This window comes from Candidatus Pelagibacter sp. PS_37 (assembly GCF_059417825.1).
This window is the reverse complement of sequence record NZ_CM182067.1, coordinates 1,083,406-1,108,252: the sequence shown is the minus strand read 5'-3', so window position 1 is coordinate 1,108,252 and position 24,847 is coordinate 1,083,406. Positions and strand designations below refer to the sequence as shown.

The window sequence follows — 24,847 nt, the reverse complement described above, 5'->3', positions numbered from 1 at the left end:
AAGAAATTAAACTTGAAAAGGAAAGAGCAAGAGACATAAAATTATTTTTACGTAAGGAGCAAGCATTACTTAGAATTGAACATGCAGAAAGGCAAAAACAATTTTTAAAACAATTACAATTAGAAAAACAGATAGAAAAATTTAGAATAAGAGAGATTAAAGAATTAGAAAAACTTGAAAAGATTTCATTAAAAGAAAAAAGAGATGATTATGCTGGTCTTCAAGCAAGGATAGAGAAACTAAAAGATAAATATAGAATCATAAGAGACCAAAAAATTAGAGAGAGAGTAGAAGCTTTAGGAGTAAAAATCCAAGGTGATGAGGATAGGGATACTTTACTTCAAAAAGAGAAAGATTATAAAGTTGCGAGGCAGAAAATTGAACTTTCTCTTGAAAGCTTTTACAGAAGTGCCAGTAGTTTAGTTTTTCAACTAAATAAACGGCACATCACTAGACACATGTCTATTTTTAGATGCATTGATCAAAGATTTGAAACTGGTGAAATCTTTATCAAATGGGATGAAGCACCCGATGAAGAGTGGCTGCTATTAATTTATATAAAAAATAATTCTCCTGACGAAGGGATAGTCATTGAAGATAAATCAGATCCTGAAAAAAATTTATCTCATGAATTCAAATCAAATGAAATATTTAAAGCATCAGATCTAATGGTTGACTCGTTAACTCAGTTAATTTCAAGAAAAAGAGCCAAAAAAGATTAAATTAGATACTATCTTCTTTAATCAATCTTTCAATTTCAGGTATTAGTTCACGACTTTTAAATGAGGGGTGGAATTTTAATGCACTTTCAATACTCTTAATTGCTTTTTCATATTCTTGAAGTTTTATGAAAATTCTTGCTTGTCCTGATAAAGCCCCAAAGTGTCTAGGCTCTATATCTAAAACTTTATCAATATCATTTAATGAATTTTTAAACTGACTCATTAAAAAATAAACAGTTGCTCTTTTATTCCAGGCTTCAGACCATTTAGGGTCATTCTCCAAGATATTACTAAAAACTTTTAATGCATAATTATAATCACCATATTGCATTAACTCTGTTCCAAACTCTAACTTTTCAGTTAATTTAAAATCACTAGGATGTTCATTCCAGACAGACCAAATTTTTTGCTCCAATAGAGCAGCACTTTTTGAATTATCAATAATTTGAAGTTGGTGAAAAAGATTATTTAAAATAACTTTCTGAGATGACTGAGCAGAAGAAACAAAACTAAATATAAATACGAATAGTATGAAAACTTTCATAATTAAAATATATTTTATTCAGTGCCTCATCTCAACATTAAAAACTTATTTTAAAAGTTGTTTTTTATTTTTTAAAAATAAAAAGAAAGCAATAATCTCATAAAAAAATGAAAATAAAGTAAAAATTATTGGAGTTTTAAAAAAACTATAAAGAAACTTATATTTAGGAATTTTTTTCCATACTAATAAAAAAGCTTCTGCCCCTCCAATTACTTTCTCCCCATCTTTAATATGAAGTCTACGCAAAAGGTTCTTAGCATTTCTTTGAGTTTCTATTTCTGCTGATTTATTATTTGTAATATCCACCCATTCAATGTCTTTAATATTTTGTTTTTTATAAAGATTTATCTCAGCACGGCAAATTTTACATGAATTGTTAAAATAAACTTTCACAATCTATTTTTTATCTTTCCAAGCTGTCATTCCGCCAGTCATATTTTTCACATTTTTTATTCCCATTTCCTGCATAGTTTTAGTTGCAAGTGTGCTTTGACCTCCAAGGCCACAAAAAACTATATATTCTTTGTCAGGATTTTTCTTAAACATTTCATTTTCTAAAGGACTACCATCTGCTAGATAAAACTCTAATAAGCCTCTTTCTAAATTTACAGCATTACCAATAGTCTCTGACTCAAAACTATCTTTATCTCTTACGTCTATAAATTGAACATTTGGGTCATTTAGTTTTTCTTTGGCTTCATCTACCGAAATATTTTTTATCTCGTTAGAAACGTTCATTAATTCATCAAATTTTTTCATTATATTGTCCTTTTTTTTAATTTATCCCTAAAATTATATAGAATCCGATAGATTGTATATGTGCGAAATACGACAATTGAAAAAATAATTATAACTATTACTTGTTATGTATGAATGATTTTTTTACTAAAACGGATTTATCAAGAAAAGATGCTGAGAGCATTATATCAGAAACATTAAATAGTTGTGATGATGGTGAGCTTTACTTAGAAAACTCTAAAAGTGAATCTATTGTACTTGATGATGATAAAATAAAGAGCTCTAGTTATAGTTCTGATCTAGGATACGGTTTAAGAGCGGTTACTGGTGAAGTAGTAGCCTATTCTCATTCAAATGAAATTTCAAAAAAATCATTAAAACAATCAGCTAGCAATCTAAGCTCAACATTAAAATCTCAAAAAGGTATTTACAATCATGAAATTCCACAAACTAATGAAAAATTTTATAAAGATGTGAATCCGATAGAAGAAAAATCACTACAATCTAAATTGGATCTTTTAAAAGAAGTTAATAACTATACGAGAGCTAAAGGTGGAATGGTAAAACAAGTCACTGCTAGTTTTGCAGGTGAGCATAAATCTATAGAAATTATAAGATCTGGAGGTGAAGTGTTAACAGATGTTAGGCCTTTAATTCGTTTTAATGTTTCAGTCATGCTTGAGAAAGATGGAAAAAAAGAAACAGGAGTTTATGGAATTGGTGGAAGACAATCTTATGATGAATATCTTAAAGATGATAATTGGAAAAAAGTATGTGATGAAGCATTTAGAATTGCTTCAGTAAATCTTGAAAGTAAACCTGCCCCAGCAGGAGAAATGAAGGTTGTTTTAGGATCGGGCTGGCCAGCAATACTAATTCATGAAGCTATAGGGCATGGTCTTGAAGGTGACTTTAACAGAAAAAAAACATCTGCTTTTCATAATTTAATGGGTCAAAGAGTTGCTAGTGAGGGTGTTACTATAGTTGATGATGGAACTCTTCATAATAGAAGAGGAAGTTTAACAATAGATGATGAAGGGACACCTACTGAAAAAACTGTTTTAATAGAAAATGGTATATTAAAAAATTTTATGCAAGATCGACTAAATGCTAGATTGATGAACACAAGATCAACGGGTAGTGGAAGACGAGAAAGCTACAAGCATGTTGTTCTACCAAGAATGAGAAATACCATGATGTTAAATGGAAAATATTCTCAAGAAGAGATGATTAAATCGGTTGATAAAGGAATATTTGCAGTAAGTTTTGGTGGTGGGCAAGTAGATATTACTTCAGGAAAATTTGTATTTAACTGTACAGAAGCTTATGAAATTATTAATGGTAAAATTGGATCACCTATTAAAGGTGCAACGTTAATTGGTGATGGACCTTCAATTTTAAAAGAGGTTTCATTGGTTGGCAACAACATGATGCTTGACCCAGGTATTGGAACCTGTGGAAAAGCAGGGCAAGGTGTTCCAGTAGGTGTGGCACAACCATCGATCTTAATTGATAAAATGACTGTTGGTGGAACTCAATTATAAATCATATGGTTAAAGATCAAGATTATTTAAAAAAGACAGCTTCTTTTTGTATAGATTTAGCAAAAAAACTTGGAGCAACAGATTCGACTGCTGCTGTGATGCACTCCATCTCAGAAACAGTAAATTTTAGAAATAAAAAATTAGACGAATCTGATCGGTCAGATAGCCTAGGCGTTAGTCTTACAACTTATATCGGCAAAAAAAAATCAAGTATTTCTTCTTCAAATCTTACTGAAGAAAATATCAAGACATTGGTTGAAAGATGTATTGAGACAACAAAAATTACTCCAGAGGATGAATATAATTCATTACCAGATAAAGACTTACTGGCTAATAAAATTAATGATCTAAATTTATATGATGATGACCATATAGAGAATGATGAAAAAATTGAATATTTAAAAGAAGTAGAAGAGGCTGCATTTCAAAAAAAAGAAATTATTAATACAGAAACTGGTTTCTCTGAGTCAAAATCAAACTTTATATTAGCAAGCAGTGATGGTTTTTTAAATGGTTATAAATCTTCTTCTTTTTCAGCATCATGTGTGGCTGTAGCAAAAGATTCTAATAATAAAATGGAAAGAGATTATGAATTTACCAGCACTTGTCATCTAAATGATATGTTAAGACCCAGTCAAATTGGTGAAATGGCAGCAAAAAAAACACTACAAAAATTAGATCCAAGAAAAATAGAAAGTGAAAAAATTAGTATTGTCTTTGATAGAAGAATTTCAAAAGGAATATTGAGTACTTTTGCAAGCGCAATATCTGCTTCCTCAATTGCAAGAGGCACATCTTTTTTAAAAGACAAAATTAATGAGGAAATATTTACCTCTGCAATAAATATTTTTGATAAACCCAATATAGTTAAAGGATTAGGGTCAAGGTATTTTGATTCTGAAGGAGTGAAAACTGATGAATTAAAGTTGGTAGATCAAGGTGTTTTAAAACATTATTTAGTTGATACCTATAATGGAAAAAAATTAAATCTTAAGTCAAATGGTAGAAGTGGTGGAACAAGTAATTTATATTTTGAAAAAGGTTCTATTTCTTACAAAGACTTATTAAAATTAAATCAAAGAACTTTATATATTACAGAAACAATCGGTCATGGAAGCAATTTAGTTACAGGAGATTATTCTGTGGGTGCCACAGGGTTTATGGTTGAAAATGGAGTGTTTAAATATCCAGTAAGTGAAATAACTATTGCTGGAAATTTTAAAGATATATTCAAAAATATTACTTTGGCTGATGATCTTGAGTTTAAATATTCTACCAATGCTCCTACGATGTTAATAGAAGGCATGGTAGTTGCGGGTAAATGAAGGATTTCTGTATTATTGGCTCAGGTATTTCTGGTGCAACAATTGCAAATTCTCTCAGTAAAAAATATTCGTTAGATGTTTATGACAAAGCGAGAGGAGTTGGGGGAAGATCGTCTAATAAAAAGCTTAATAAGAATGAAAGCTTTGATCATGGTGTTCAGTATATTTCACCAAAAAGTATTCAATTTAAAAAATTTATAAAAAGTTTAATTTTAAAAAAAGTTGTTAAAAAATGGCCAGGAAAACATTTATTTTTAAATACTGATAAGAAAGAAGACAAAAAACATACTAAAATAATTGGAAAAAAAGGTAACAACGCAATCAGCAAATATCTATTAAAAGATATCAACTGCAATTTTAATAGTGAAGTAATTAAAATTTTTAATAAAAATAAAGTTTGGGAAATATATTTTTCTGATGGGTCAAAAAAATTATATAAATCATTGATATTAACCTGTCCATTTCCTCAATTAAAAAAACTTTCAAAAAAATATATTAAACATTCATTTATTAATCAAAAAATAAAAATGGATGCAAATATAACAGTCATGATGGCAACAAAAAAAAGTAAACTTAATGTTAGCAGTTATTTTTTTAATGATAAAATTTTAGGTTGGGCTGGCAACGAAAATAGTAAAATGAGATTTAAAAGTAAAAATGATCTTTGGACTTTGCAGAGCACTTACTCATGGGCAAATAAAAAAATTGATAAAAATCGAGAAAATAAAAAATTAAACACAAAGATTATGATTGAGCAGTTTTTTAAACTTACAGGTATCAAAAAAACCAAAGTTTTATTTTCATTAAACCATGGCTGGAAATATTCATCTAACTCAAAACCTTTGAGAATTAAAAGTTATTGGAATTCTTCCTTAAACCTAGGAGTTTGTGCGGATTGGTTTGTTGGACCTAGACTAGAGTCGGGATGGATAAGTGCTCAAGATCTTTTTAATAAAATAAATAAATAGTTTTATTCAAACTTTTTAACCTTATATTCCCAATTTCCTAATCTAGAATAAGCAACCTTTAAAATTAATGAATTTTTTTTATCAAACCATATATCAAAATTAAGTCTTTTATCTTTTGGTAAAGACATGTCTTTTGAGGTTAATTTAAAATGATCCACGTCATAAGTTTTACCGTAGAGTTCGATTTTTTCTTTAGCAACAAAGGTTACTACTTGTTCTTTGATGCTACCTGATATTGGACTAATTTGACTATCAGTTTGTAAAATTTTATGGCTCCACCAGTTTCCAACTACGTTATTTATTGATGCTATACCACTATAGGAAGAACCCTGAATATCAAATTTATTTGTTTGTTTATTAAATTCTAAATTTACATATTTTTTTTTATCATTTTGAAGTGTTTTAGAATTAAAAGAAATTAATTGATCTTTAACATACTTTTCTTCTCCAAACCCTTCAACTTCAAAAATTGTTGCACCAAATAATTTCACTGTAAATTTAATTTGATTTGTAACTATTGTCTTATCTCCATCCTTTTTAAAAAAATAATAATTATAACCAATAACTTCACCATCTTTTAAAATCTCCATTTCAATTTTATTAAATTTATTATAATGCGCCATATGAGCATTAGAGCTGAGTGAATATGCTAAGAAAAATATTATAATAAAAAATTTTTTCATAAAGGAGTAACAATAATAGACTTTAGTTTTAAAAGAAGTAATTTATTGAAAATATGTTCTTGAAAATTAAAGATATTCCTAAAGTATATTGGAGTTCTGAAAAACCATTAAATCTTAAACCAAAAATTTCAACTTTCTTTTTTTTGTGTCTTGGATTAGTTTTATTTGGTCTAGGTGAGGGATTATTAATAGTTTCTTTTGCGGGGGCTTCCCCTTGGTCTATTCTTGCACAAGGTATTGCATTGAATGTTGATCTTTCAATTGGAATAATAACAGTATTAATTAGTATTGGAGTTTTGTTTCTTTGGTTGCCACTTAAACAAAAACCTGGAATTGGAACAATTTTAAATGCAATAATTATTGGTTTAATGATCGATGTCTGCATAAAATTTATACCAACCCCCGAAAATTATTTAAATCAATTAATTTTAGCAACAATTGCTGTACTTACGGTTGGTCTTGGTGGGGGGATTTATCTTGTTGCAAACCTAGGTGCAGGACCAAGAGATGGACTAATGGTTGGTTTACAAAAAAAAACTAACTTACCCATTGCAACTGTAAGAGCTTTTCTTGAAATAACAGTGATGTCTATTGGGTGGTATTTAGGTGGAACAGTTGGAATTGGAACTTTATTATTTGCTTTTGGAATAGGACCTTCGGTTGCTTTAGGATTATATCTTGTTGGAAAAACTTTTAATTAAAGAGGCGTTCCAGATTTCTCATTCTTTTTTCTGTCATTAGGATTTAGAATAGCTTTTCTTAATCTAAGAGATTTTGGAGTAATCTCCAAAGCTTCATCAGTATTTAGCATACTTAATTGTTCAGCAATTGACATTTGTCTTACTGGTGTAAGTACAACATTTTCATCAGTTCCTTGAGTTCTCATATTCGTTAACTGCTTACCTTTCATGACATTAATAATCATATCACCTGGTTTTGGGGCTAATCCGACAATCATTCCTTCATAAACGGGATCATTATGAGTTACAAACATTTCACCTCTTGCCTGCAAGTTAAATATTGCAAATGCAACAGCTTTTCCGTTTGCCATTGAAATTAAAGCACCATTTTTTCTGCCATCCATTTCACCTTCAAATTTTCCATAACCATGGAAGATTCTATTAATGACACCAGTTCCTTTTGTTAAAGTTAAAAATCTACTTGTGTATCCCATCAAGCCTCTTGTTGGTGCATGAAAGATTAATCTTTTTTTATCTTTTCCTGTATCTTTAAGATCAAGTAATTTACCTTTTCTTCTATTCATTGAGTCAATAATCTTTGATGAAAACTCTTCATCTACATCAACAGTAATCTCTTCAATTGGTTCTAGTCTGTTACCATTATCATCTTTTTGGTACAAAACTTTTGGAGGACTTACAGTCATTTCAAAACCTTCACGTCTCATTTGTGTCAGTAGAATTTCAAGCATTAGCTCACCACGACCACTAATTACAAAAGCATCTACGTTTGCATTTTGAGAAAAAGAAATTCCAACATTATTTTGTGCTTCAGTAACCAGTCTATCTCTGATTTGAGTACTTGTTAATTTTTTACCTTCTGTCCCAGCTAAAGGTGAACTATTCACACTTATAGTAATAGACATTGTTGGAGGATCTATTGGAGTTGCTGGAAGTGGATCGTTTACTTCAAGATCACAAATTGTATCTGCTACATTAGCTTTTTCTAAACCTGCAATTACAACAATATCTCCTGCTTCACCAACTTCAATGGGTACTTTTTTAGTTCCTTCGTATCTAAAAATTTTAGTTAATCTACCTTCATCAACTTTCTCACCTTTAAGATTTATTGCTTTAATAGCTTGGTTAGCTTTTGCTGTTCCTTGAGATATTTTTCCAACTAAACTTCTACCTAAGAAACTATCTGCGTATAATAAAGTAGATAGCATTGCGAAAGGTTTAGTTTTATCAAGATCTGCTGGCTTAACATGTTCTATAATTAAATCTAATAATGGGTGTAAATTTTCTCTTGGTCCATCTACTTCTTTATCTGCCCATCCAGATCTGCCACTTGCATACATAACTGGAAAATCTAACTGTTCTTCGTTTGCATCTAAACTTACAAATAAGTCAAATGTTTCATCTAAAACTTCATTAGCTCTTTGATCAGCTTTATCCAGTTTGTTAATTACAACAATGGGCTTTAAACCTTGCTTAAGAGCTTTTGCTAACACGAATTTTGTTTGTGGCATTACACCTTCAGCAGAATCAATTAATAATAAAGCACCATCAGCCATACTTAAAACACGTTCTACTTCAGCTGCAAAATCTCTGTGACCTGGTGTATCAATAATATTAACTCTAGTACCTTGCCAATCAATAGAAGCAGGTTTAGCTAGAATAGTAATTCCTCTTTCTTTTTCCAACTCCCCAGAGTCCATCAATCTTTCATCTACAACTTCATTTTCTCTAAATGAACCACTTTGTTTCATTAGATTATCAATCATAGTTGTTTTACCATGGTCAACGTGAGCGATAATTGTGATGTTTCGAATATTGTTACTCATAATTTGACGCTCTTATACATTAATTGAGTCATTTGAAAACTTAAAAAAAATCAATATTTGCTTGCTTAAATTAATTATTCTAAAAATTCACTTCTTGTGATTGTTATAAAAACGTATAGATATCCCTATATAAATTAGACGTATTAAAGGATTAAGAGCATATCTCCTTAAATTTTAAAAAATCTAAATACCTAAATGGAAAACTTTAAATTACTAAAAATAGAAGATTCGTTAAAGAATTCATTGGAAAAAATGAAGTTTACGAAACCAACTCCAATTCAGGCGATGGCAATTCCTGTTGCTTTAGAGGGAAAAGATATTTTAGGAACAGCTCAAACAGGAACTGGAAAAACATTGGCATTCAGCATTCCTCTAATAAATAAATTAATATTAGATAAAAATGCATTTGCATTAGTTATGTGTCCAACTAGAGAGCTTGCAACTCAAGTAATGGCTGCAATTAAAAGCATTATTAGTGATAAAATTAACATTAAAACTGCCTTACTTATTGGTGGAGAGGCAATGCAAAAACAACTTAGACAACTAGGTAATAGATCAAGAATAATAGTTGGAACTCCTGGAAGAATTAATGACCACTTAAAAAGAAAAAGTTTAAATCTATCAGCTACCAAATATCTAGTACTAGATGAAACTGACAGAATGTTAGATATGGGTTTTACCCCTCAAATAGAATTAATTTTAAAATTTGTTCCAAAAGATCATCAAACTTTATTATTTTCTGCAACACTACCTCAGAATATTGTTAGAATTTCTGAGAGATATCTAAATAAGCCTCAAAGAATTTCAACAGGATCAACATCAGTACCTATTGCAAAAATTAAACAAGAAACTCTTCAAGTTTTTAAAGAGAATAAATACGATCAACTAGTAGACCAATTTATAGCAAGAAAAGGATCAATATTAGTTTTTGTTAAAACTAAAAGAGGTGCTGATAAAATGGTTAAGCGTCTTAAAGAAGAGGGTCATTCAGCGGATGCTATTCATGGAGATCTTCGTCAAAGTAAAAGAGATCGTGTAATTACCTCATTTAGAAAAGGCCTTAAGAGAATATTAATTGCAACAGATGTTGCTGCAAGAGGTTTAGATATTCCTTTAATTCAACATGTAATTAATTTTGATCTTCCACAAGTACCAGAAGATTATGTTCATAGAATTGGAAGAACTGCTAGAGCAGGAACAGAAGGTTCTGCCTTAACTTTTCTTACTCCAGATGATAGATCGATGTGGAATGAAATTAGTAAATTAATTGATCCAAATTTTAAACCTGCACCTCGTGGAGCAAGAGGGGACTCAAGGGGAGGAAAAAGAGGAAAAGCTCCTTACAATAAAAAAAGAAAATTCAGAGATGAAAAAAAATCATTCGGTAAAGGAAGACCTGACCGATCATCAAGAGATGGAGAGAAAAAAAGTTTCGGTTACAAAGGGAAATCTAGTTTTGGGGATAAATCAAAACCCTCTAGTTATGGAAGACCTGATCGATCATCAAGAGATGGAGAGAAAAAAAGTTTCGGGTACAAAGGAAAATCTAGTTTTGGAGATAAATCAAAACCCTCTAGTTATGGAAGACCTGATCGATCATCAAGAGATGGAGAGAAAAAAAGTTTCAGGTACAAAGGAAAATCTAGTTTTGGAGATAAATCAAAACCCTCTAGTTATGGAAGATCTAGTTCATCATCAAGAGATGGAGAGAAAAAAAGTTTCGGGTACAAAGGAAAATCTAGTTTTACAAAAAAGGATAACTCGAAACCAACAGGATTCACAAATAATCCAAAATACTTTGGAAAAAAAACATCTGAAAGTTCATCTACTAGTGGAGAGAAAAAAAGCTCTAGTTTTGATGGAAAGAAGAAGTTTAAAAGCAGAAGTGATAGACCTAAAAGCTTTACCTTCAAAAAACATAGTCAAAAAAGAGCTAAAGTCTAAGATTTTTTAGATTTCTCTTTTTTATTTTTTCTTTTTTCTTTCAAGCTTAATTTTGGTTTTTTAGCAGTACTTGAATCTTTAAATGATTTTCCGCTGTATCTTTTTGACATATCTTAATCTTATAACAGCTTAATAAAAAAAAAGGCCACCTAAAAAGATGGCCTTTGAATTTTTTTTTGAAAAGAGTGGGATTACATACCCATTCCACCCATACCACCCATGCCGCCCATTCCACCAGGCATTCCACCAGGCATTCCACCGGCACCAGAATCTTTGTCGTCTGGTTTGTCAGCAATCATGGCTTCAGTAGTTACAAGTAATCCAGCAATCGAAGCCGCATCTTGTAAAGCTGTTCTTACAACTTTAACAGGATCGATGATACCTTTCGCAAACATATCAACGTATTCTTCGTTCTGAGCATCGTAACCCATATTCTTTTTATTTTGTTCAAGTAGTTTTCCAACTACAACTGAACCATCAACTCCAGCATTTAAAGTTATTTGTCTAATAGGAGCCTGTAAAGCTTTAGCAACTAATGCAACGCCAGCTTTTTGATCGTCTCCTTTAACTTTAAGTGTGTCAAGACTTTGTGAAGCGTATAAAAGAGCACAACCACCACCAACTACTATTCCTTCCTCAGCAGCAGCTCTAGTTGCATTAAGAGCATCTTCAACTCTATCTTTTCTTTCTTTAACTTCTACTTCAGTTGCACCACCAACTTTGATTACAGCAACTCCACCAGCAAGTTTTGCTAGTCTTTCTTGAAGTTTTTCTCTGTCATAATCAGAAGTTGTTTCACCTACTTGTTGTTTGATTTGAGCACATCTAGCTTCAATTTCAGATTTCTTACCATTGCCGCTAATGATTGTGCTGTTATCTTTATCAACTTTAACTCTCTTACAAGATCCAAGATCAGTAAGTTTAACGTTTTCAAGTTTAACACCAATATCTTCAGAGATAACCTGACCGCCTGTTAAAATTGCAATATCATCAAGCATTGATTTTCTTCTATCACCAAAACCTGGAGCTTTAACTGCAACAACTTTTAAACCACCTCTAAGTTTATTTACCACAAGAGTTGCAAGAGCTTCGCCCTCAACATCTTCAGAAATAATCATTAGTGGTCTACCAGCTTGTACAACAGCTTCTAAAAGTGGAACCATTGGTTGTAAGTTGGTTAATTTCTTTTCATGCAATAAGATGAAAGGGTTTTCTAACTCTGTAGTCATTTTATCAGCGTTAGTAATAAAGTATGGTGATAAATAACCTCTATCAAACTGCATACCTTCAACAACGTCTAACTCAGTTTCTACTCCCTTAGCTTCTTCAACAGTGATAACACCTTCATTGCCAACTTTTTGCATAGCTTTTGCAATCATGTTACCAATTTCTTTATCACCATTAGCTGAAATAGTTCCAACTTGAGCAATTTCATCAGTATCTTTTACTTTTTTTGCTGAAGCAATTAAACTTGCTTTAACATGATCTACTGCTGAGTCTATTCCTCTTTTAACATCCATAGGGTTCATGCCAGCTGTTACATATTTTACACCTTCTTTAACAATTGCTTGTGCTAAAATAGTTGCTGTAGTTGTTCCATCACCAGCTTCCTCATTTGTTTTGCTAGCAACTTCCTTAACCATTTGAGCACCCATGTTTTCAAATTTATCTTCAAGATCAATTTCTTTTGCAACAGAAACACCATCTTTAGTAATTCTTGGTGCACCATAAGATTTGTCGATAACAACGTTTCTACCTTTTGGTCCAAGAGTAACTTTTACTGTGTTAGCAAGGATATCAACACCTCTTATCATTGCTGCTCTTGCTTCAGAGTCGAATTTTACAACTTTTGCCATTTTATTTTCTCCTTTAAATTAAATTATTTGCCAGAAATACCCATAATGTCAGACTCTTTCATTATGCTGTATTCTTTGCCATCTATTTTGATTTCAGTTCCTGACCATTTGCCAAAAAGAACTTTGTCTCCAACTTTCACATCCATTGGAATTAGTTTTCCATCTTCAGTTTTTGCACCACCACCAACAGCAATAACTTTACCTTCTTGAGGCTTTTCTTGAGCTGTATCGGGGATAATTATTCCTCCAGCAGTTTTTTCACTACTGTCTAAAACTTCTATTAAAACTCTATCGTGTAACGGTTTAAATTTCATAAATTCTCCTTTTATTATGCGACTCATATAGCTATTAGGTTTACTATTTCAAGAGATGTTAAAAAAAATATGTAAGGCAAAAAACCAGAGAAATTGTGTTTTTTATAAGTTATACCTCCCATAATGACTAAGAATTTAGATAAGGATGGATTAAGGTCGATTGTAGAGAATTATGATATTTTTTATATCGATTTATGGGGTGTTGTTCATAATGGGATAACTCTTCATAAAAACGCAATCGAAACCTTAGAAGAAATCACCAAAGCAAATAAAGACTATGTTCTTTTAACCAATGCGCCAAGACCTAATAAAATAGTAAATAATTTTTTAGAAAAAATGGGGATGAATAAAGAAATTAGAGAAAAAGTTTATTCTTCAGGAGAAGCAGCGCTGAATTATTTAAAAAAAAATTCTCTAGAAGAAAAGTTTTATCATGTGGGACCACCAAGAGATTTTGATTTATTTTTAGATTTTAAAAAAAATAAGACTAATAACATTAAAGAAAGCTCATACTTACTCTGTACAGGATTATTTGAAGAGCAAGGTGAGGATTTAAAATATTACAAAGAGTTATTCAATGATCATATGGATAAGAAAATGATATGCACTAATCCAGATTTAATTGTTGATAGAGGTGAAAAAAGAGAATTATGTGCAGGGTCTGTAGCTCTTGTTTTTGAAAAAATGGGTGGAGAGGTTATTTATTTTGGAAAACCATTTCCTGAAGTTTATAATCAAGCAATTAATAACGAAGGAAAAAGAGTTTTATCTATCGGCGATAATTTAAATACGGATATTAAGGGAGCCAATCTTTTAAATTTTAATTCATTAATTATATCAAATGGTGTTCATAAAGATGAAATTAAAAAAGAAGGCATTGATGTAATTTCAAAAAAATATGAAGTTGTTGTAAACTTTATTCAAACAGAATTAAAATGGTAAAATATGAAGTTGTATAAAGATTTTAATATTTCAAACAATCATAAAAAATCAATTATCTTGATTGGAAATTTTGATGGCGTTCATTTAGGTCATCAAAAATTATTTAAATTAGCAAATACTTATAAAAAAAAATTTAATCTAAAAATTGGTGTTTTAACATTTGAGCCAATGCCTAAAATGTTTTTTAATAAACGTTTTAAAAACTTTAGAATTTCAAATATAAATCAAAAAAAAATAATTTTAGATCATTTAGGAGTTGATTTTATAATTACTAAAAAATTTGATAAAAAATTTTCCGCAATTAAGTCTGATTTTTTTATTAAAGAAATTTTATCAAAAAAATTAGAAGCTCAATACATATTTGTTAGCAATAACTTTAGATTTGGTAATAAAAGAGAGGGAGATGTTAGGCAGTTAATAAAAAATGAGGGAAGATACCATTACAAAATAGTAAAACCACAACCACTAATTTTAAATAAAAAAGTTATCTCCTCAACATATATCCGCTCTCTTCTAGAAAAAGGGCAGTTAAAGAAAACTAATAAGTTATTAAGTCGAAATTGGTCAATTGAAGGAATTGTTCAAAAGGGAAGACAGCAAGGAAAAAAAATTGGTTTTCCAACCTGCAATATTGATATTAAGGATTATGTGATAGCAATGCCTGGAGTGTATGCCGTTAAAGTAAAACAAAAAAACTCCAATAAATCACTAAAAGCGATTGCCAATCTTGGTTATAGACCAACTTTTAATCAAAAAAAAATTTTATTAGAAGTGCATATTTTTAATTTTTCTGGAAATCTTTATAATAAGTATTTATCAGTAGAGTTCACAAAATTTATAAGAAAAGAGAAAAAATTCAAAAACGTTGATCAATTAAAAAAACAAATTCAAAGTGATTTAAAAGTCGCTAAAAAAAGTTAACATGAGCAAAGAAAATATAAATTTACCTAAAACAGCTTTCTCCATGAAAGCAAATTTACAGAACAAAGAACCTGAAATTTTAGAATATTGGAAAAAAATTGACCTTTATAAGGAGTTGAGAAAATCTAATAAGGGAAAAGAGAAGTTCATACTTCACGATGGCCCACCATATGCGAATGGTAATATTCACATGGGCACTGCTTTAAATAAGATTTTGAAAGATATCATTGTTAAATTTCATCAAATGGATGGTAAAGATTCTGTATATGTTCCAGGATGGGATTGTCATGGTTTACCGATTGAGTGGAAAATCGAAGAGCAATATAAAAAAAATAAAAAAAATAAAAATGAAGTTCCAATAACAGAATTTAGAAAAGAGTGTAGAGAGTTTGCTGAAAAATGGATTGAAGTTCACAAAACACAATTTAAACGATTAGGTGTTGTTGGAGATTGGGAAAATCATTACGCAACAATGAGCTTTGAAGCAGAAGCTCAAATCGTAAGAGAATTAGGAAAATTTTTAAAAGAAGGAAGTCTTTATAGAGGTTTTAAACCTGTTCTTTGGTCAACTGTAGAAAAAACAGCTTTAGCAGATGCTGAGGTTGAGTATCAAGATCATAAATCAGATACAATTTATACAGCATTCCCAGTTAAGAAAACAAATATAAAAGAATTAGAAAATACAGATGTTATTATATGGACAACCACACCATGGACTATACCTGCAAACAAAGCTCTAGCTTATAATGAAGCCTTAGATTATTTAATAATTGAATTAGGTGATGAAGGAGATTTTAAGAATAAAAAAATAGTTGTTGCGGAAGCTCTACTAGAATCTGTAATCAAAGATTGTGAAATCAAAAGTTATAAAGAAATAAAAAAATTTAAGGGTAAGGATTTTAAAGATACAATTTGTAGTCACCCTTTCTTAGAGCTAGGTTATGATTATGATATACCAATGCTTGAAGCAAGATTTGTTACAACAGAACAGGGAACAGGTATTGTTCATTGTGCACCCAGTCATGGTCCTGATGATTTTAATCTTTGTTTAAAGTATGGGATAAAAGCCATAGAGACAGTAGATGGTGATGGTAAATACACTAAAAACCTTCCTTTATTTGAGGGAACTCATATTTTTAAAGCTAATCCAATTGTTATTGAAAAATTAAAAGAACAAAAAAAATTATTATCTAATGGAGAGCTAGTTCATTCATATCCACATTCATGGAGATCAAAAGCACCTCTTGTTCATAGAGCAACTCCGCAATGGTTTATTTCAATGGAAAGTCATGGCTTGAGAAAAAAAGCGTTAAAAGCTCTTGATGATACTAAATTTTATCCAGACAAAGGCAGAGAAAGAATAAAAGCAATGATTGAAACAAGGCCAGATTGGTGTGTTTCAAGACAAAGAGTTTGGGGAGTTCCACTTCCAATATTTGTTCATAAAACTACTAAAGAAATTTTAGTAGATGATAATGTAAATGAGAATATTGCGAGCATTTATGAAAAAGAAGGTTCTGATTGTTGGTTTTCTGACAGTCCTCAAAGATTTTTAGGGGATAAATATAAAGCAGAAGATTACGAAAAAATAAGTGATATTGTTGAAGTTTGGTTTGATAGCGGTTGCACTCATGCATTTGTTTTGGAAAAAAGAGAAGATCTTCAATGGCCAGCATCAATGTATTTAGAAGGCTCAGATCAGCATAGAGGATGGTTCCATTCGTCACTTTTAGAATCTTGTGGAACAAGAGGGAGAGCGCCTTATGAATCGATATTATCACATGGATTTGTTGTGGATGGCAAAGGTCTGAAAATGTCAAAATCTGTAGGAAACGTAATTGCACCTGAGGATATTTTAAAAAAGTATGGTGCAGATATTTTAAGAATATGGGTTGCATCATCTAATTATGCTGAGGATTTAAGAATTGATTATTCTATTTTAGAACAACACGCTGATTCATATAGAAAAATTAGAAATACATTTAGATATTTGCTAGGTAACTTAAATGATGATTTCCAAAAAATTGATTTGGAAAGTCTAGACATTAAACAATTGCCAGAGCTAGAGAGATATATGCTTCATAGAGTGTATGAGCTAAATAATAATTTTAAAAATTATTTTAAATCTTATGATTTTCACAATCTTTATAAAGAGCTTTTAAATTTTTGCACAGTAGACCTATCTTCATTTTATTTTGATATTAGGAAAGACGCTTTATATTGTGACTCAAAAAATTCTGATAGAAGAAAGAGTAGTATAGTAGTTTTAAATATTATTTTAGAATCTTTGGTTAAATGGTTTGCACCAATACTTTCATTTACAACCGAAGAAATTTTTACCCTGATAAACAAAGAGCAAAAAAGTATTCATCTTGAACAATTCATGAAATATCCAGAGTCTTTTCAAGATGAAGAACTGCATAAGAAATGGATAGAGTTAAAAAAAATTAGAGATATCTGTAATATAAGTATTGAAGCAAAAAGAGCTAGCAAAGAAATAGGATCAAGCTTAGAAGCTAGTCTAATTATTAATCTAAATAAATCATTATTCGAAATTTCAAAAAATGTAGATTTTTCAGAAATATGCATCACATCCTCTGCTTTAGTTCATCAATCAAACACTGATGAAATAATTATTAAAACGATTAAAGCCGAAGGAAATAAATGCCCAGTTTGTTGGAAGATCAATAAAGTTAAATGTGAGAGACATTCAGATTAACTAAAAAGGTTGATGAACAAAATTAACTTAAAAAACTTTTATTTAAATTTAGTAATTATATTAGTAGTTTTTATATTTGATCGTACAACAAAGCTATATATCTTAAAACTTGCAGAAGTAGAAACCTCGGTTGATATTTATATCACTCCTTTTTTAAACTTATTTTTAATCTGGAACAAAGGAATAGCTTTTGGATTATTTTCTATAGATGGAAGTGTTATTTATAATTCTATTACAATCTTAATTGGTCTTATCATTATTGCTATTATATTTATGATGTTAAAAAATGATAATATTCAGCGTTACTTTTTTGCTTTAATTGCAGGTGGCGCTTTTGGGAACTTTTATGACAGGATAGTTTATACAGCCGTTCCAGATTTTATTGATTTACATTTTTATGGCTTTCATTGGTTTGTTTTTAATGTAGCTGACATATTTATTACCATTGGAGTTTTTTGCCTTATTTTAGTAGAACTTTTCTTTAATAATAAAAAAACAAATGAAAAAAACTAATCCATTAATAGCTTCTTTTTTAATAATTCTCTTTTTAAACTCTTGTGGCACAATTGCTGAAGGATTGGGAGGAAGCAAAAAAAAAGGAAGTGACGAATTTTTGGTTGAAAAAAAGTCACCATTAGTACTACCCCCTAGCTTTGGAGAGTTGCCAGAACCTGGAAAGGAACCTGAAGAAAACATAAAATCAGATAAAAAAGATACATCAGATATTGAAGATATAATAAATCAAAGCTCTTCTATAAGCACAAGTGAAAAAAGTGATGATGCAAAAAATTCTATTGAGCAATCTATTATTAAAAAGATTAATGAAAAAAAAGTTAATTTAATAGAAACTACAGAAATAAATTTAGATGAAGCTATAGAAGAAAATGAAAAACCAAAAAAAAAAGGTTTTTTTAAAAGACTAAAAGATAAATTCAATAAATCTGATAGTTAGTAAATGATATTTAAAAATTTTTTAAATATTAAAAGTTCCAAAATAATAAAAAAAGATTTTTTAAAACTACTAAAAAATCAGCCAGCATTGTTTGAAACTTTAAAACCCACATATAAATATAGCTATTCAAAAAAAATAATTAAAAAATATAAAAAATTATCAAATTTAAGAATAATTGGTATGGGTGGATCTGTTCTTGGCTCTGAAGCTATTTATGATTTTTTAAAACCTAAAATAAAAAAAAAAATTACTTTTGTAAATAATTTAAACAGCAATGCAGATTATTTTAATAATAAAAATATAAATTTAAATTTAATTATTTCTAAATCAGGAAATACATTGGAGACAATAGCGAATGCCAATGCATTAATTACCAAAAAAGAAAAAAATATTATTATTACTGAGTCAAAAAATAGCTATCTAACTAACTTAGCAGCAAAACTAAAGGCAGAAATATTTGAGCATAAAAATTACGTAGGAGGCAGGTATTCTGTGTTGTCAGAAGTTGGAATGTTACCTGCAGAATTAATGAATTTAAATGAAAAAAAATTTAAACAATTTAATAATCTTATTAAAAATAAAAATTTTATTAATAATTTAGTAAGCAACGTGTCAACTACGTTAAACTTAATTAAGAGTGAAAAACAAACCTCAATAATTTTAAATTATGATGAGCAATCTGAAAATTTATTTAAATGGTATCAGCAACTAATAGCTGAAAGTTTAGGAAAAAAATCACTTGGATTATTACCCGTTGTTTCTTCAATGCCAAAAGATAATCATAGTTTAATGCAGCTTTATTTAGACGGCCCAAATAAGTATTTTTATACATTTTTTAATGTTCTAGAAAATAGAAATATAAAAATTAAGAATGATAGTGTTTTAAATACTCATAAGTTTTTAAAAAACTTATCAATCGAAAAAATAAAACAATCTCAAATGATTGCTACAGAGAAAGTTTTTATCTCAAAAAAAATACCTTTTAGAAGCTTTAGAATTTTAAAAAGAAATGAACAGTCTCTGGGTGAATTGTTTTGTTTCTTTATTTTAGAGACTATTTTACTTGGTCGAGCTTTAAATGTTAATCCATTTGATCAACCTTCTGTTGAGTTGATAAAAATAGAAACAAAAAAAATATTAAGTTAAAATATTTCCAAATATAATTTTTGAAATACCATAATTTTTTTCTAGAATTAGGTTGAATTCCTTTGGTAGGTCGTCATCTTCTTTTTTATGCCTATGAATAATTATGATGCCATCTGTGTTAAGCAATTCTAATTTAGTTATCGCATTCAGCAGAAAAGGTAATTTTTTTTCCTTATAGGGAGGGTCCATAAAAATAATATCAAATTTGTCATTTAATAGTTTAAGTGTATTTTCAGAAAAAATATCTTTTTCAATTATTTTTGTTTGATTTTGTTGATTTAAATTATCTATATTTTTTTTTAAAATATTTAATACTTCTGTGTAACTCTCTAAGAAGGTAATGTTTTTAGCACCTCTTGATAAACATTCGAGACCAAATGATCCAACACCTGAAAATAAATCTAAAATATTAGAATTTTCTAACTCTACATTTAATAATTTAGAATGTTTTAATATATTAAAAATTGACTCTTTTGTTAAATCTTTGAGAGGTCTTGTTAGTTTATCTTTAGGTAGAAGAATTTTTTTGCCTTTAAAATTTCCTGAAATAATTCTCATTCATCAATCACCTTATGACCAATATCTTTTCTATAGAAACCATCTTTCCAATTAAGTTTTTTAATTAAACTTATAGCTTTATCTCTACTATTTTTAAAATTTGATGACAGACTAACAAAATTAATTACTCTTCCACCATTTGAATAAACCTGATCGTTTATTTTTTTTGTACCAGCATGAAAAAAATAATCATCCTCATCAAGCTTTAGATTTCCAATATTATCTATTAAAATTTGATTATTATATTTATCTGGGTAGCCCTTTGAACATAAAACAATACATAGACTTTTTTTATCATGCCACTCTATATTTATATCTTTTAGGTTTTCATTGCAGCACGCATTGATAATTTCAAATAAATCTGTTTTTAATTTTGGTAAAATAGTCTGACACTCTGGATCTCCCATTCGTACATTGTATTCAATCAAATAAGGTTCATCTTTAACTATCATTAAGCCAGCGTATAAGAATCCTTTATAATTAGATCCCATTTCTTCTAGAGCGTTAATGGTAGGTTTGATTATTTTATTTAATATTTTTTCTTCCAAAGGCTGATTGAGTAGTCTTGAAGGTGAATAAGCACCCATTCCACCTGTATTCGCTCCTTTATCACCTTCTAGAACTCTTTTATGATCTTGTGCAGTTTCAAAGCCCTTGATTTCTTTACCATCACTTATAATAAAATAGCTCATTTCTTCACCAACAAGAAATTCCTCAATTAAAATATTTTTTGCTAATCCAAACTTTCCATCAAAAACTTCTTTTATTGCTAAATTTGCATCATCTTTATTTTCACAAATATAAACACCTTTTCCAGATGCAAGACCATCAGCTTTGACAACAAGTGGAAACTGAGTTTTATCTAAAAAAGATATTGCATCATTGGCATTTTCAAAAATACCAAATTTAGCAGTTGGTATATTGTGCTTTTCACATATTTTTTTTGTAAATATTTTTGATCCTTCTAACTGAGAAGAAATTTTATCAGGACCAAAAATATTTATTTCAGTATCTTTAAAGAAATCCACTATTCCATCAACTAATGGTTTTTCTGGTCCAACAATTAATAAACTAATTTCATTTTTGATTGAAAATTCTTTAATCTTGTTAAAGTCTGATAAATCAATTTCAATATTCTCAGCTATATCAGAAGTTCCTGCATTACCAGGAAAGCAGTATATCTTGTTAACTCTAGGCGATTTTTTGATGGACAGACATAGAGCGTGCTCTCTTCCACCACTTCCAATTATTCCAACTTTCATATAGATGTATATAAACTAAAAATGAATAAAAAATTAGCAAAATTAAAATATTTACCAAATAACTTTGAAATTATTGAAAATGGTGATCATGTCGTTTGTGCTGTATCAGGAAAATTAATTAGTTTAGAAAATCTTAATTACTGGAATGTTGAGCTCCAAGAACCATATTTTTCATATGTAGAAGCTCATAAAAAAAAAGAGACACACTAAATTCTTACTTCCATCTATCATGAGACCATATCCATTCCCCTGGATTTTTTAAAATTGTTTTCTCCAGCCAAATGTTTAGCTCTCTAGTAATTTTTTCAGTAGAGGAGTTTTTTGAAAACTCAATAGGTTTTTCAACTTTAATATTAAAATTTACACCATTATGCCTCTTAATAGAAATTGGTACCACTTTACAATTAAATTTTTTTATAAATTGTGCAGGAATTGTTGTGGTGAATGCTTCTTGATTAAAGAATTTAGATTTTATTCCTTGAGAGACTCTCTGATCAATCATTAAGGCTATAGAGTAGCCTTTTTTATATAATTTTAATAATTCTCTAACTCCACTAGTTCCTTTTTTAATTTGATTTTTGCAAATATATTTTTTTCTAATTCTTTCCATTAATATATTTAAGAAAATATTGTTTAATGGTCGATATATTGCTGATAGATTTACACCAGATTTTTCAATTTCCATCGCCATTAATTCAAAATTACTAAAATGACCAGAAACAAAAATTACTGGGGTTTTTTCAAGCTTTATTTTTTGAAGAATTTCTTTACCTGCAATATTAATATTTGATCTAAATTGATCATTTCTAAAACCTTTAAGAAACATATATTCAGACAATGTCCTTCCATAATTATTCCACATATTTTTTGTAATACTCTTAATTTTTGATGAATTAATTTTAGGAATAGCTCTTTGAATATTAGTTTTAATGAGATTTTTTGATCTGAAAATTGGACCAAATGTTTCAAATAATTTTCCACTGAAGTGAGATGAAATTTTTAATCCTAAAAATTTATAAATAATAAAAAGAGAAGATATAATTAAAAATTCAAAAAAATATTTAATTTTTTTCATTTAATCTAATTAGTTTGTTTGTGAGATTTTTCTCGTCTGATACATCAAGACTTGATTTAACATACAAAATTTCATTTCTATTTAAGTTTTCTAGCCTTAAATAATCTTTTTCAGTAGTTATAATATGTGCGTTGAATTTTTTTGCATTGATTATTATTTCATCAAAATCTTTTTTTGAATACTGGTAATGATCTGGATATTCTAAATCACTTACAATTTTTAATTTATTATTTTTTAACATCTCTACAAAAGTTTTGTGATTACCAATACCAGAAAAAACCAAGTAATTTTGATCTTTATCAAATTCACCTATGTTTAACGGTGTATATTTTCCAGAATTAATATCAATATTTGGGTTAATTCTTTTAATCTGTTCTTTGATGGCAATTAGACTTTCTTCATTTCCATTTAAAAAAACATTTTCATAAGATTTTAGATTATTAATATTTTCTCTTAAAGGTCCTGATGGTAGTGTAAGTCCATTTCCAATCCAATTAAGATTATTAAAACAAACAATTTCTAAGTCATATTTGATAGAGCTATCTTGTAGTCCATCATCAAAGATAGCAACTTCAAAACCTTCTGCGATGGCTTCATTAAGTGCATTAATTCTTTTTAAATTACTAAATAAGGTTCCATTTTTACTAAGTAGTTTTTGCTCATCAGTTTGATTAGAATAAAATTTTTTAATAAAACAAGCTTTGATATTATTTTTATCTAAAATTTCTTTTATCTTGATGGCTAGTGATGTTTTGCCTGTTCCTCCAATATAGATGTTTCCAACACAGATTGTTTTAATTTTTGAATTAGAAAATTTAGGTTTTGATTTTATTTTAGTGATTAAGCCTAAAATTATTGAAAAAGGTAATAGTAGATATGAAAAAAAGGATGGTTTTTTCTGATCCCAGAATTTAGGTTTTTTTAATTTCATTATTAAATAAACTATTTATCTCATCTTTAGTTTCATTAAGTATTTTTTTTCCTATTTTTGCAATTTTTAAATAGTTTTTTTTGTTATTGGGATTAGTAATTAATTTGTCTATTGATTGAGTTAAGCTTTTTACTCCATTAACTTTATAAGCAATCTTTAGTTTATTGAGTAATTTGTAGGTATCTTTAAAGTTATCTACGTTTGGTCCGTGCAAAACAGTAGAACCTAAGTTGGCAGGTTCAAGAGGGTTTTGACCACCATTTCCCGATATTGATTTACCCATAAAAACTATATTAGAAGATTGATAAAATTTCTTTGTCTCACCATATGTGTCCACCAAATAAATGTCTGTATTATTTAATTTTTTTGGTTTTGAACTGTGTAAAACTATATTCAAATCTAAACCTTTAATTTCATCAACTATTTTACTAACACGATGAATATGTCTTGGTATTATTATTGTTAATAAATTTTTATATTTTTTCTTTAGTTTTACGTGAGTATTTGCACAAATGATTTCTTCACCTGGGTGTGTGCTTGAAGCACACCAAACTTTTTTAAGATTTATATTTTTTAAAAAAATTTTGTCTAGTTTAGTAAATTTAGATTGTTGATTATTGAAAAACTTAAGATTTCCTATTTTTTTTACTTTTGAGATGTTTAATTTTTTAAGATAATTATATGTTTCTTCATTTTGAGGGTAGGCAATTGAAATATTCTGAAACACTGAGTTTGAAAATTTTTTTACATGTCTCCATTTATCAAAAGTTTTTTTTGTAATTCTTGCATTAAGAAGTGTTAATGGAATTTTTTTTTTATTAATAATCTTAAAGATGCTAGGCCAAATCTCAGACTCAATAAATATTGCAATAGTTGGCTTCCAGTAATTCAAAAATTTATAAGAAAAAAATATCGAGTCTATTGGAAAAAATTGATGAACAGTTTTTTTAAAATTAAATTTTTTAAATATTTGAGCAGAACTCAAAGTTGAAGTAGTTATTAAAATTTGGTTTACAGACTTATTTTTTTCAAGCTCTTGAACTAGAGGCAAAATACTTAAAAGTTCACCCACACTTGATCCATGAAACCAAATTAAATTACCACTAATACGTTTTTTTGATGGAAAACAAAATTTTTCTTTATATCTTTTTTTATCTTCTTTTTTTTTCAAAATTCTAA

At 28.9% G+C, this 24,847-nt stretch carries 25 protein-coding genes; 13 read left to right on the top strand and 12 right to left on the bottom strand.

Features of this window, described 5'->3' with window-relative positions:
* Positions 1–458 precede the first annotated feature (458 nt).
* On the top strand, positions 459–722 hold the full coding sequence (locus tag AC5SL9_RS05855) for a hypothetical protein (protein WP_494573954.1): 264 nt from the start codon (positions 459–461) through the stop codon (positions 720–722).
* A gap of 1 nt (position 723) precedes the next feature.
* Here the strand turns inward: AC5SL9_RS05855 and AC5SL9_RS05850 are convergent, their stop codons facing one another.
* From AC5SL9_RS05850 to AC5SL9_RS05840, 3 genes are read right to left on the bottom strand one after another with little or no spacing between them, the layout of a single operon-like run.
* The gene (locus AC5SL9_RS05850) at positions 724–1,266 is read right to left on the bottom strand and encodes a tetratricopeptide repeat protein (protein ID WP_494573953.1); all 543 of its coding nucleotides are present in this window, start codon (positions 1,264–1,266) and stop codon (positions 724–726) included.
* 45 nt (positions 1,267–1,311) lie between these two features.
* A complete protein-coding gene (locus AC5SL9_RS05845) occupies positions 1,312–1,659 on the bottom strand; it encodes a thiol-disulfide oxidoreductase DCC family protein (RefSeq protein WP_006997738.1) in 348 nt (115 codons plus the stop codon).
* Between the two features lie 3 nt (positions 1,660–1,662).
* On the bottom strand, positions 1,663–2,025 hold the full coding sequence (locus AC5SL9_RS05840; protein WP_271480765.1) for a rhodanese-like domain-containing protein: 363 nt from the start codon (positions 2,023–2,025) through the stop codon (positions 1,663–1,665).
* 110 nt (positions 2,026–2,135) lie between these two features.
* On the opposite strand from AC5SL9_RS05840, the gene tldD reads away from it, so the two are divergent.
* The 3 genes from tldD to AC5SL9_RS05825 are packed head-to-tail and all read left to right on the top strand — an operon-like array spanning position 2,136 to position 5,841.
* A complete protein-coding gene (gene tldD, locus AC5SL9_RS05835) occupies positions 2,136–3,548 on the top strand; it encodes a metalloprotease TldD (RefSeq protein WP_011281517.1) in 1,413 nt (470 codons plus the stop codon).
* A 5-nt stretch (positions 3,549–3,553) separates the two neighbouring features.
* On the top strand, positions 3,554–4,873 hold the full coding sequence (locus AC5SL9_RS05830) for a TldD/PmbA family protein (protein ID WP_494573952.1): 1,320 nt from the start codon (positions 3,554–3,556) through the stop codon (positions 4,871–4,873).
* Positions 4,870–5,841 carry an NAD(P)/FAD-dependent oxidoreductase gene (locus AC5SL9_RS05825; RefSeq protein WP_494573951.1) on the top strand — a complete coding sequence of 324 codons (972 nt, stop codon included), beginning with the start codon at positions 4,870–4,872 and terminating at the stop codon, positions 5,839–5,841. The genes AC5SL9_RS05830 and AC5SL9_RS05825 overlap by 4 nt, the downstream gene beginning before the upstream one ends.
* Before the next feature lie 2 nt (positions 5,842–5,843).
* On the opposite strand, the gene AC5SL9_RS05820 is transcribed toward AC5SL9_RS05825, so the two are convergent.
* Positions 5,844–6,524 carry a DUF6134 family protein gene (locus AC5SL9_RS05820; RefSeq protein ID WP_011281514.1) on the bottom strand — a complete coding sequence of 227 codons (681 nt, stop codon included), beginning with the start codon at positions 6,522–6,524 and terminating at the stop codon, positions 5,844–5,846.
* A 53-nt stretch (positions 6,525–6,577) separates the two neighbouring features.
* On the opposite strand from AC5SL9_RS05820, the gene yczE reads away from it, so the two are divergent.
* Positions 6,578–7,225, top strand: a complete 648-nt coding sequence (gene yczE, locus AC5SL9_RS05815; protein WP_011281513.1) for a membrane protein YczE — start codon at positions 6,578–6,580, stop codon at positions 7,223–7,225.
* On the opposite strand, the gene typA is transcribed toward yczE, so the two are convergent.
* On the bottom strand, positions 7,222–9,048 hold the full coding sequence (gene typA / locus AC5SL9_RS05810) for a translational GTPase TypA (RefSeq protein ID WP_011281512.1): 1,827 nt from the start codon (positions 9,046–9,048) through the stop codon (positions 7,222–7,224). The genes yczE and typA overlap by 4 nt on opposite strands.
* Before the next feature lie 195 nt (positions 9,049–9,243).
* Between typA and AC5SL9_RS05805 the strand changes: the two genes are divergently transcribed.
* The gene (locus AC5SL9_RS05805; protein WP_494573950.1) at positions 9,244–10,992 is read left to right on the top strand and encodes a DEAD/DEAH box helicase; all 1,749 of its coding nucleotides are present in this window, start codon (positions 9,244–9,246) and stop codon (positions 10,990–10,992) included.
* A gap of 191 nt (positions 10,993–11,183) precedes the next feature.
* Here the strand turns inward: AC5SL9_RS05805 and groL are convergent, their stop codons facing one another.
* Entirely contained in the window at positions 11,184–12,848 is a 1,665-nt protein-coding gene (groL, locus tag AC5SL9_RS05800) for a chaperonin GroEL (protein WP_006997748.1), read from the bottom strand.
* 23 nt (positions 12,849–12,871) lie between these two features.
* Complete coding sequence (gene groES / locus AC5SL9_RS05795) at positions 12,872–13,162, bottom strand: co-chaperone GroES (RefSeq protein WP_006997749.1); 291 nt, start codon at positions 13,160–13,162, stop codon at positions 12,872–12,874.
* A gap of 123 nt (positions 13,163–13,285) precedes the next feature.
* On the opposite strand from groES, the gene AC5SL9_RS05790 reads away from it, so the two are divergent.
* Genes AC5SL9_RS05790 through AC5SL9_RS05765 form a run of 6 tightly spaced genes read left to right on the top strand, consistent with a single transcriptional unit; the run spans position 13,286 to position 19,842 of the window.
* A complete protein-coding gene (locus tag AC5SL9_RS05790) occupies positions 13,286–14,104 on the top strand; it encodes a TIGR01459 family HAD-type hydrolase (protein WP_018413570.1) in 819 nt (272 codons plus the stop codon).
* 3 nt (positions 14,105–14,107) lie between these two features.
* A complete protein-coding gene (ribF, locus tag AC5SL9_RS05785) occupies positions 14,108–15,025 on the top strand; it encodes a riboflavin biosynthesis protein RibF (protein ID WP_494573949.1) in 918 nt (305 codons plus the stop codon).
* Position 15,026: 1 nt separating this feature from the next.
* Entirely contained in the window at positions 15,027–17,744 is a 2,718-nt protein-coding gene (ileS, locus tag AC5SL9_RS05780) for an isoleucine--tRNA ligase (RefSeq protein ID WP_006997752.1), read from the top strand.
* A gap of 12 nt (positions 17,745–17,756) precedes the next feature.
* Positions 17,757–18,257: a signal peptidase II gene (lspA, locus tag AC5SL9_RS05775; protein WP_011281507.1), complete on the top strand. Its 501-nt coding sequence runs from the start codon at positions 17,757–17,759 to the stop codon at positions 18,255–18,257.
* The gene (locus AC5SL9_RS05770) at positions 18,244–18,696 is read left to right on the top strand and encodes a DUF3035 domain-containing protein (RefSeq protein WP_494573948.1); all 453 of its coding nucleotides are present in this window, start codon (positions 18,244–18,246) and stop codon (positions 18,694–18,696) included. The genes lspA and AC5SL9_RS05770 overlap by 14 nt, the downstream gene beginning before the upstream one ends.
* 3 nt (positions 18,697–18,699) lie before the next feature.
* Complete coding sequence (locus AC5SL9_RS05765; protein WP_018413568.1) at positions 18,700–19,842, top strand: phosphoglucose isomerase-related protein; 1,143 nt, start codon at positions 18,700–18,702, stop codon at positions 19,840–19,842.
* Here AC5SL9_RS05765 and rsmD read toward each other — a convergent pair.
* A complete protein-coding gene (gene rsmD / locus AC5SL9_RS05760; RefSeq protein WP_018413567.1) occupies positions 19,834–20,400 on the bottom strand; it encodes a 16S rRNA (guanine(966)-N(2))-methyltransferase RsmD in 567 nt (188 codons plus the stop codon). The two genes, AC5SL9_RS05765 and rsmD, sit on opposite strands and share 9 nt — an antisense overlap.
* Positions 20,397–21,662, bottom strand: coding sequence for a phosphoribosylamine--glycine ligase (gene purD, locus AC5SL9_RS05755; RefSeq protein ID WP_018413566.1), 1,266 nt, complete (start codon positions 21,660–21,662; stop codon positions 20,397–20,399). The genes rsmD and purD overlap by 4 nt, the downstream gene beginning before the upstream one ends.
* 21 nt (positions 21,663–21,683) lie before the next feature.
* Here purD and AC5SL9_RS05750 point away from each other — a divergent pair, with 21 nt between their 5' ends.
* Positions 21,684–21,872: a DUF2093 domain-containing protein gene (locus tag AC5SL9_RS05750; protein ID WP_018413565.1), complete on the top strand. Its 189-nt coding sequence runs from the start codon at positions 21,684–21,686 to the stop codon at positions 21,870–21,872.
* A gap of 4 nt (positions 21,873–21,876) precedes the next feature.
* On the opposite strand, the gene AC5SL9_RS05745 is transcribed toward AC5SL9_RS05750, so the two are convergent.
* From AC5SL9_RS05745 to AC5SL9_RS05735, 3 genes are read right to left on the bottom strand one after another with little or no spacing between them, the layout of a single operon-like run.
* On the bottom strand, positions 21,877–22,737 hold the full coding sequence (locus AC5SL9_RS05745) for a lysophospholipid acyltransferase family protein (RefSeq protein ID WP_018413564.1): 861 nt from the start codon (positions 22,735–22,737) through the stop codon (positions 21,877–21,879).
* The gene (lpxK, locus tag AC5SL9_RS05740) at positions 22,724–23,668 is read right to left on the bottom strand and encodes a tetraacyldisaccharide 4'-kinase (protein ID WP_018413563.1); all 945 of its coding nucleotides are present in this window, start codon (positions 23,666–23,668) and stop codon (positions 22,724–22,726) included. The genes AC5SL9_RS05745 and lpxK overlap by 14 nt, the downstream gene beginning before the upstream one ends.
* Positions 23,649–24,839, bottom strand: coding sequence for a 3-deoxy-D-manno-octulosonic acid transferase (locus tag AC5SL9_RS05735; protein WP_233788053.1), 1,191 nt, complete (start codon positions 24,837–24,839; stop codon positions 23,649–23,651). Before AC5SL9_RS05735 ends, lpxK begins: the two co-directional genes overlap by 20 nt.
* Positions 24,840–24,847 lie beyond the last annotated feature (8 nt).

Bases quoted from the DNA above. Each gene is read 5' to 3' on its own strand.
- AC5SL9_RS05855 (WP_494573954.1), top strand. From the start codon at position 459: ATGTCTATTTTTAGATGCATTGATCAAAGATTTGAAACTGGTGAAATC.
- AC5SL9_RS05850 (WP_494573953.1), bottom strand. From the start codon at position 1,266: ATGAAAGTTTTCATACTATTCGTATTTATATTTAGTTTTGTTTCTTCT.
- AC5SL9_RS05840 (WP_271480765.1), bottom strand. From the start codon at position 2,025: ATGAAAAAATTTGATGAATTAATGAACGTTTCTAACGAGATAAAAAAT.
- tldD (WP_011281517.1), top strand. From the start codon at position 2,136: ATGAATGATTTTTTTACTAAAACGGATTTATCAAGAAAAGATGCTGAG.
- AC5SL9_RS05830 (WP_494573952.1), top strand. From the start codon at position 3,554: ATGGTTAAAGATCAAGATTATTTAAAAAAGACAGCTTCTTTTTGTATA.
- AC5SL9_RS05825 (WP_494573951.1), top strand. From the start codon at position 4,870: ATGAAGGATTTCTGTATTATTGGCTCAGGTATTTCTGGTGCAACAATT.
- AC5SL9_RS05820 (WP_011281514.1), bottom strand. From the start codon at position 6,524: ATGAAAAAATTTTTTATTATAATATTTTTCTTAGCATATTCACTCAGC.
- yczE (WP_011281513.1), top strand. From the start codon at position 6,578: ATGTTCTTGAAAATTAAAGATATTCCTAAAGTATATTGGAGTTCTGAA.
- typA (WP_011281512.1), bottom strand. From the start codon at position 9,048: ATGAGTAACAATATTCGAAACATCACAATTATCGCTCACGTTGACCAT.
- AC5SL9_RS05805 (WP_494573950.1), top strand. From the start codon at position 9,244: ATGGAAAACTTTAAATTACTAAAAATAGAAGATTCGTTAAAGAATTCA.
- groL (WP_006997748.1), bottom strand. From the start codon at position 12,848: ATGGCAAAAGTTGTAAAATTCGACTCTGAAGCAAGAGCAGCAATGATA.
- groES (WP_006997749.1), bottom strand. From the start codon at position 13,162: ATGAAATTTAAACCGTTACACGATAGAGTTTTAATAGAAGTTTTAGAC.
- AC5SL9_RS05790 (WP_018413570.1), top strand. From the start codon at position 13,286: ATGACTAAGAATTTAGATAAGGATGGATTAAGGTCGATTGTAGAGAAT.
- ribF (WP_494573949.1), top strand. From the start codon at position 14,108: ATGAAGTTGTATAAAGATTTTAATATTTCAAACAATCATAAAAAATCA.
- ileS (WP_006997752.1), top strand. From the start codon at position 15,027: ATGAGCAAAGAAAATATAAATTTACCTAAAACAGCTTTCTCCATGAAA.
- lspA (WP_011281507.1), top strand. From the start codon at position 17,757: ATGAACAAAATTAACTTAAAAAACTTTTATTTAAATTTAGTAATTATA.
- AC5SL9_RS05770 (WP_494573948.1), top strand. From the start codon at position 18,244: ATGAAAAAAACTAATCCATTAATAGCTTCTTTTTTAATAATTCTCTTT.
- AC5SL9_RS05765 (WP_018413568.1), top strand. From the start codon at position 18,700: ATGATATTTAAAAATTTTTTAAATATTAAAAGTTCCAAAATAATAAAA.
- rsmD (WP_018413567.1), bottom strand. From the start codon at position 20,400: ATGAGAATTATTTCAGGAAATTTTAAAGGCAAAAAAATTCTTCTACCT.
- purD (WP_018413566.1), bottom strand. From the start codon at position 21,662: ATGAAAGTTGGAATAATTGGAAGTGGTGGAAGAGAGCACGCTCTATGT.
- AC5SL9_RS05750 (WP_018413565.1), top strand. From the start codon at position 21,684: ATGAATAAAAAATTAGCAAAATTAAAATATTTACCAAATAACTTTGAA.
- AC5SL9_RS05745 (WP_018413564.1), bottom strand. From the start codon at position 22,737: ATGAAAAAAATTAAATATTTTTTTGAATTTTTAATTATATCTTCTCTT.
- lpxK (WP_018413563.1), bottom strand. From the start codon at position 23,668: ATGAAATTAAAAAAACCTAAATTCTGGGATCAGAAAAAACCATCCTTT.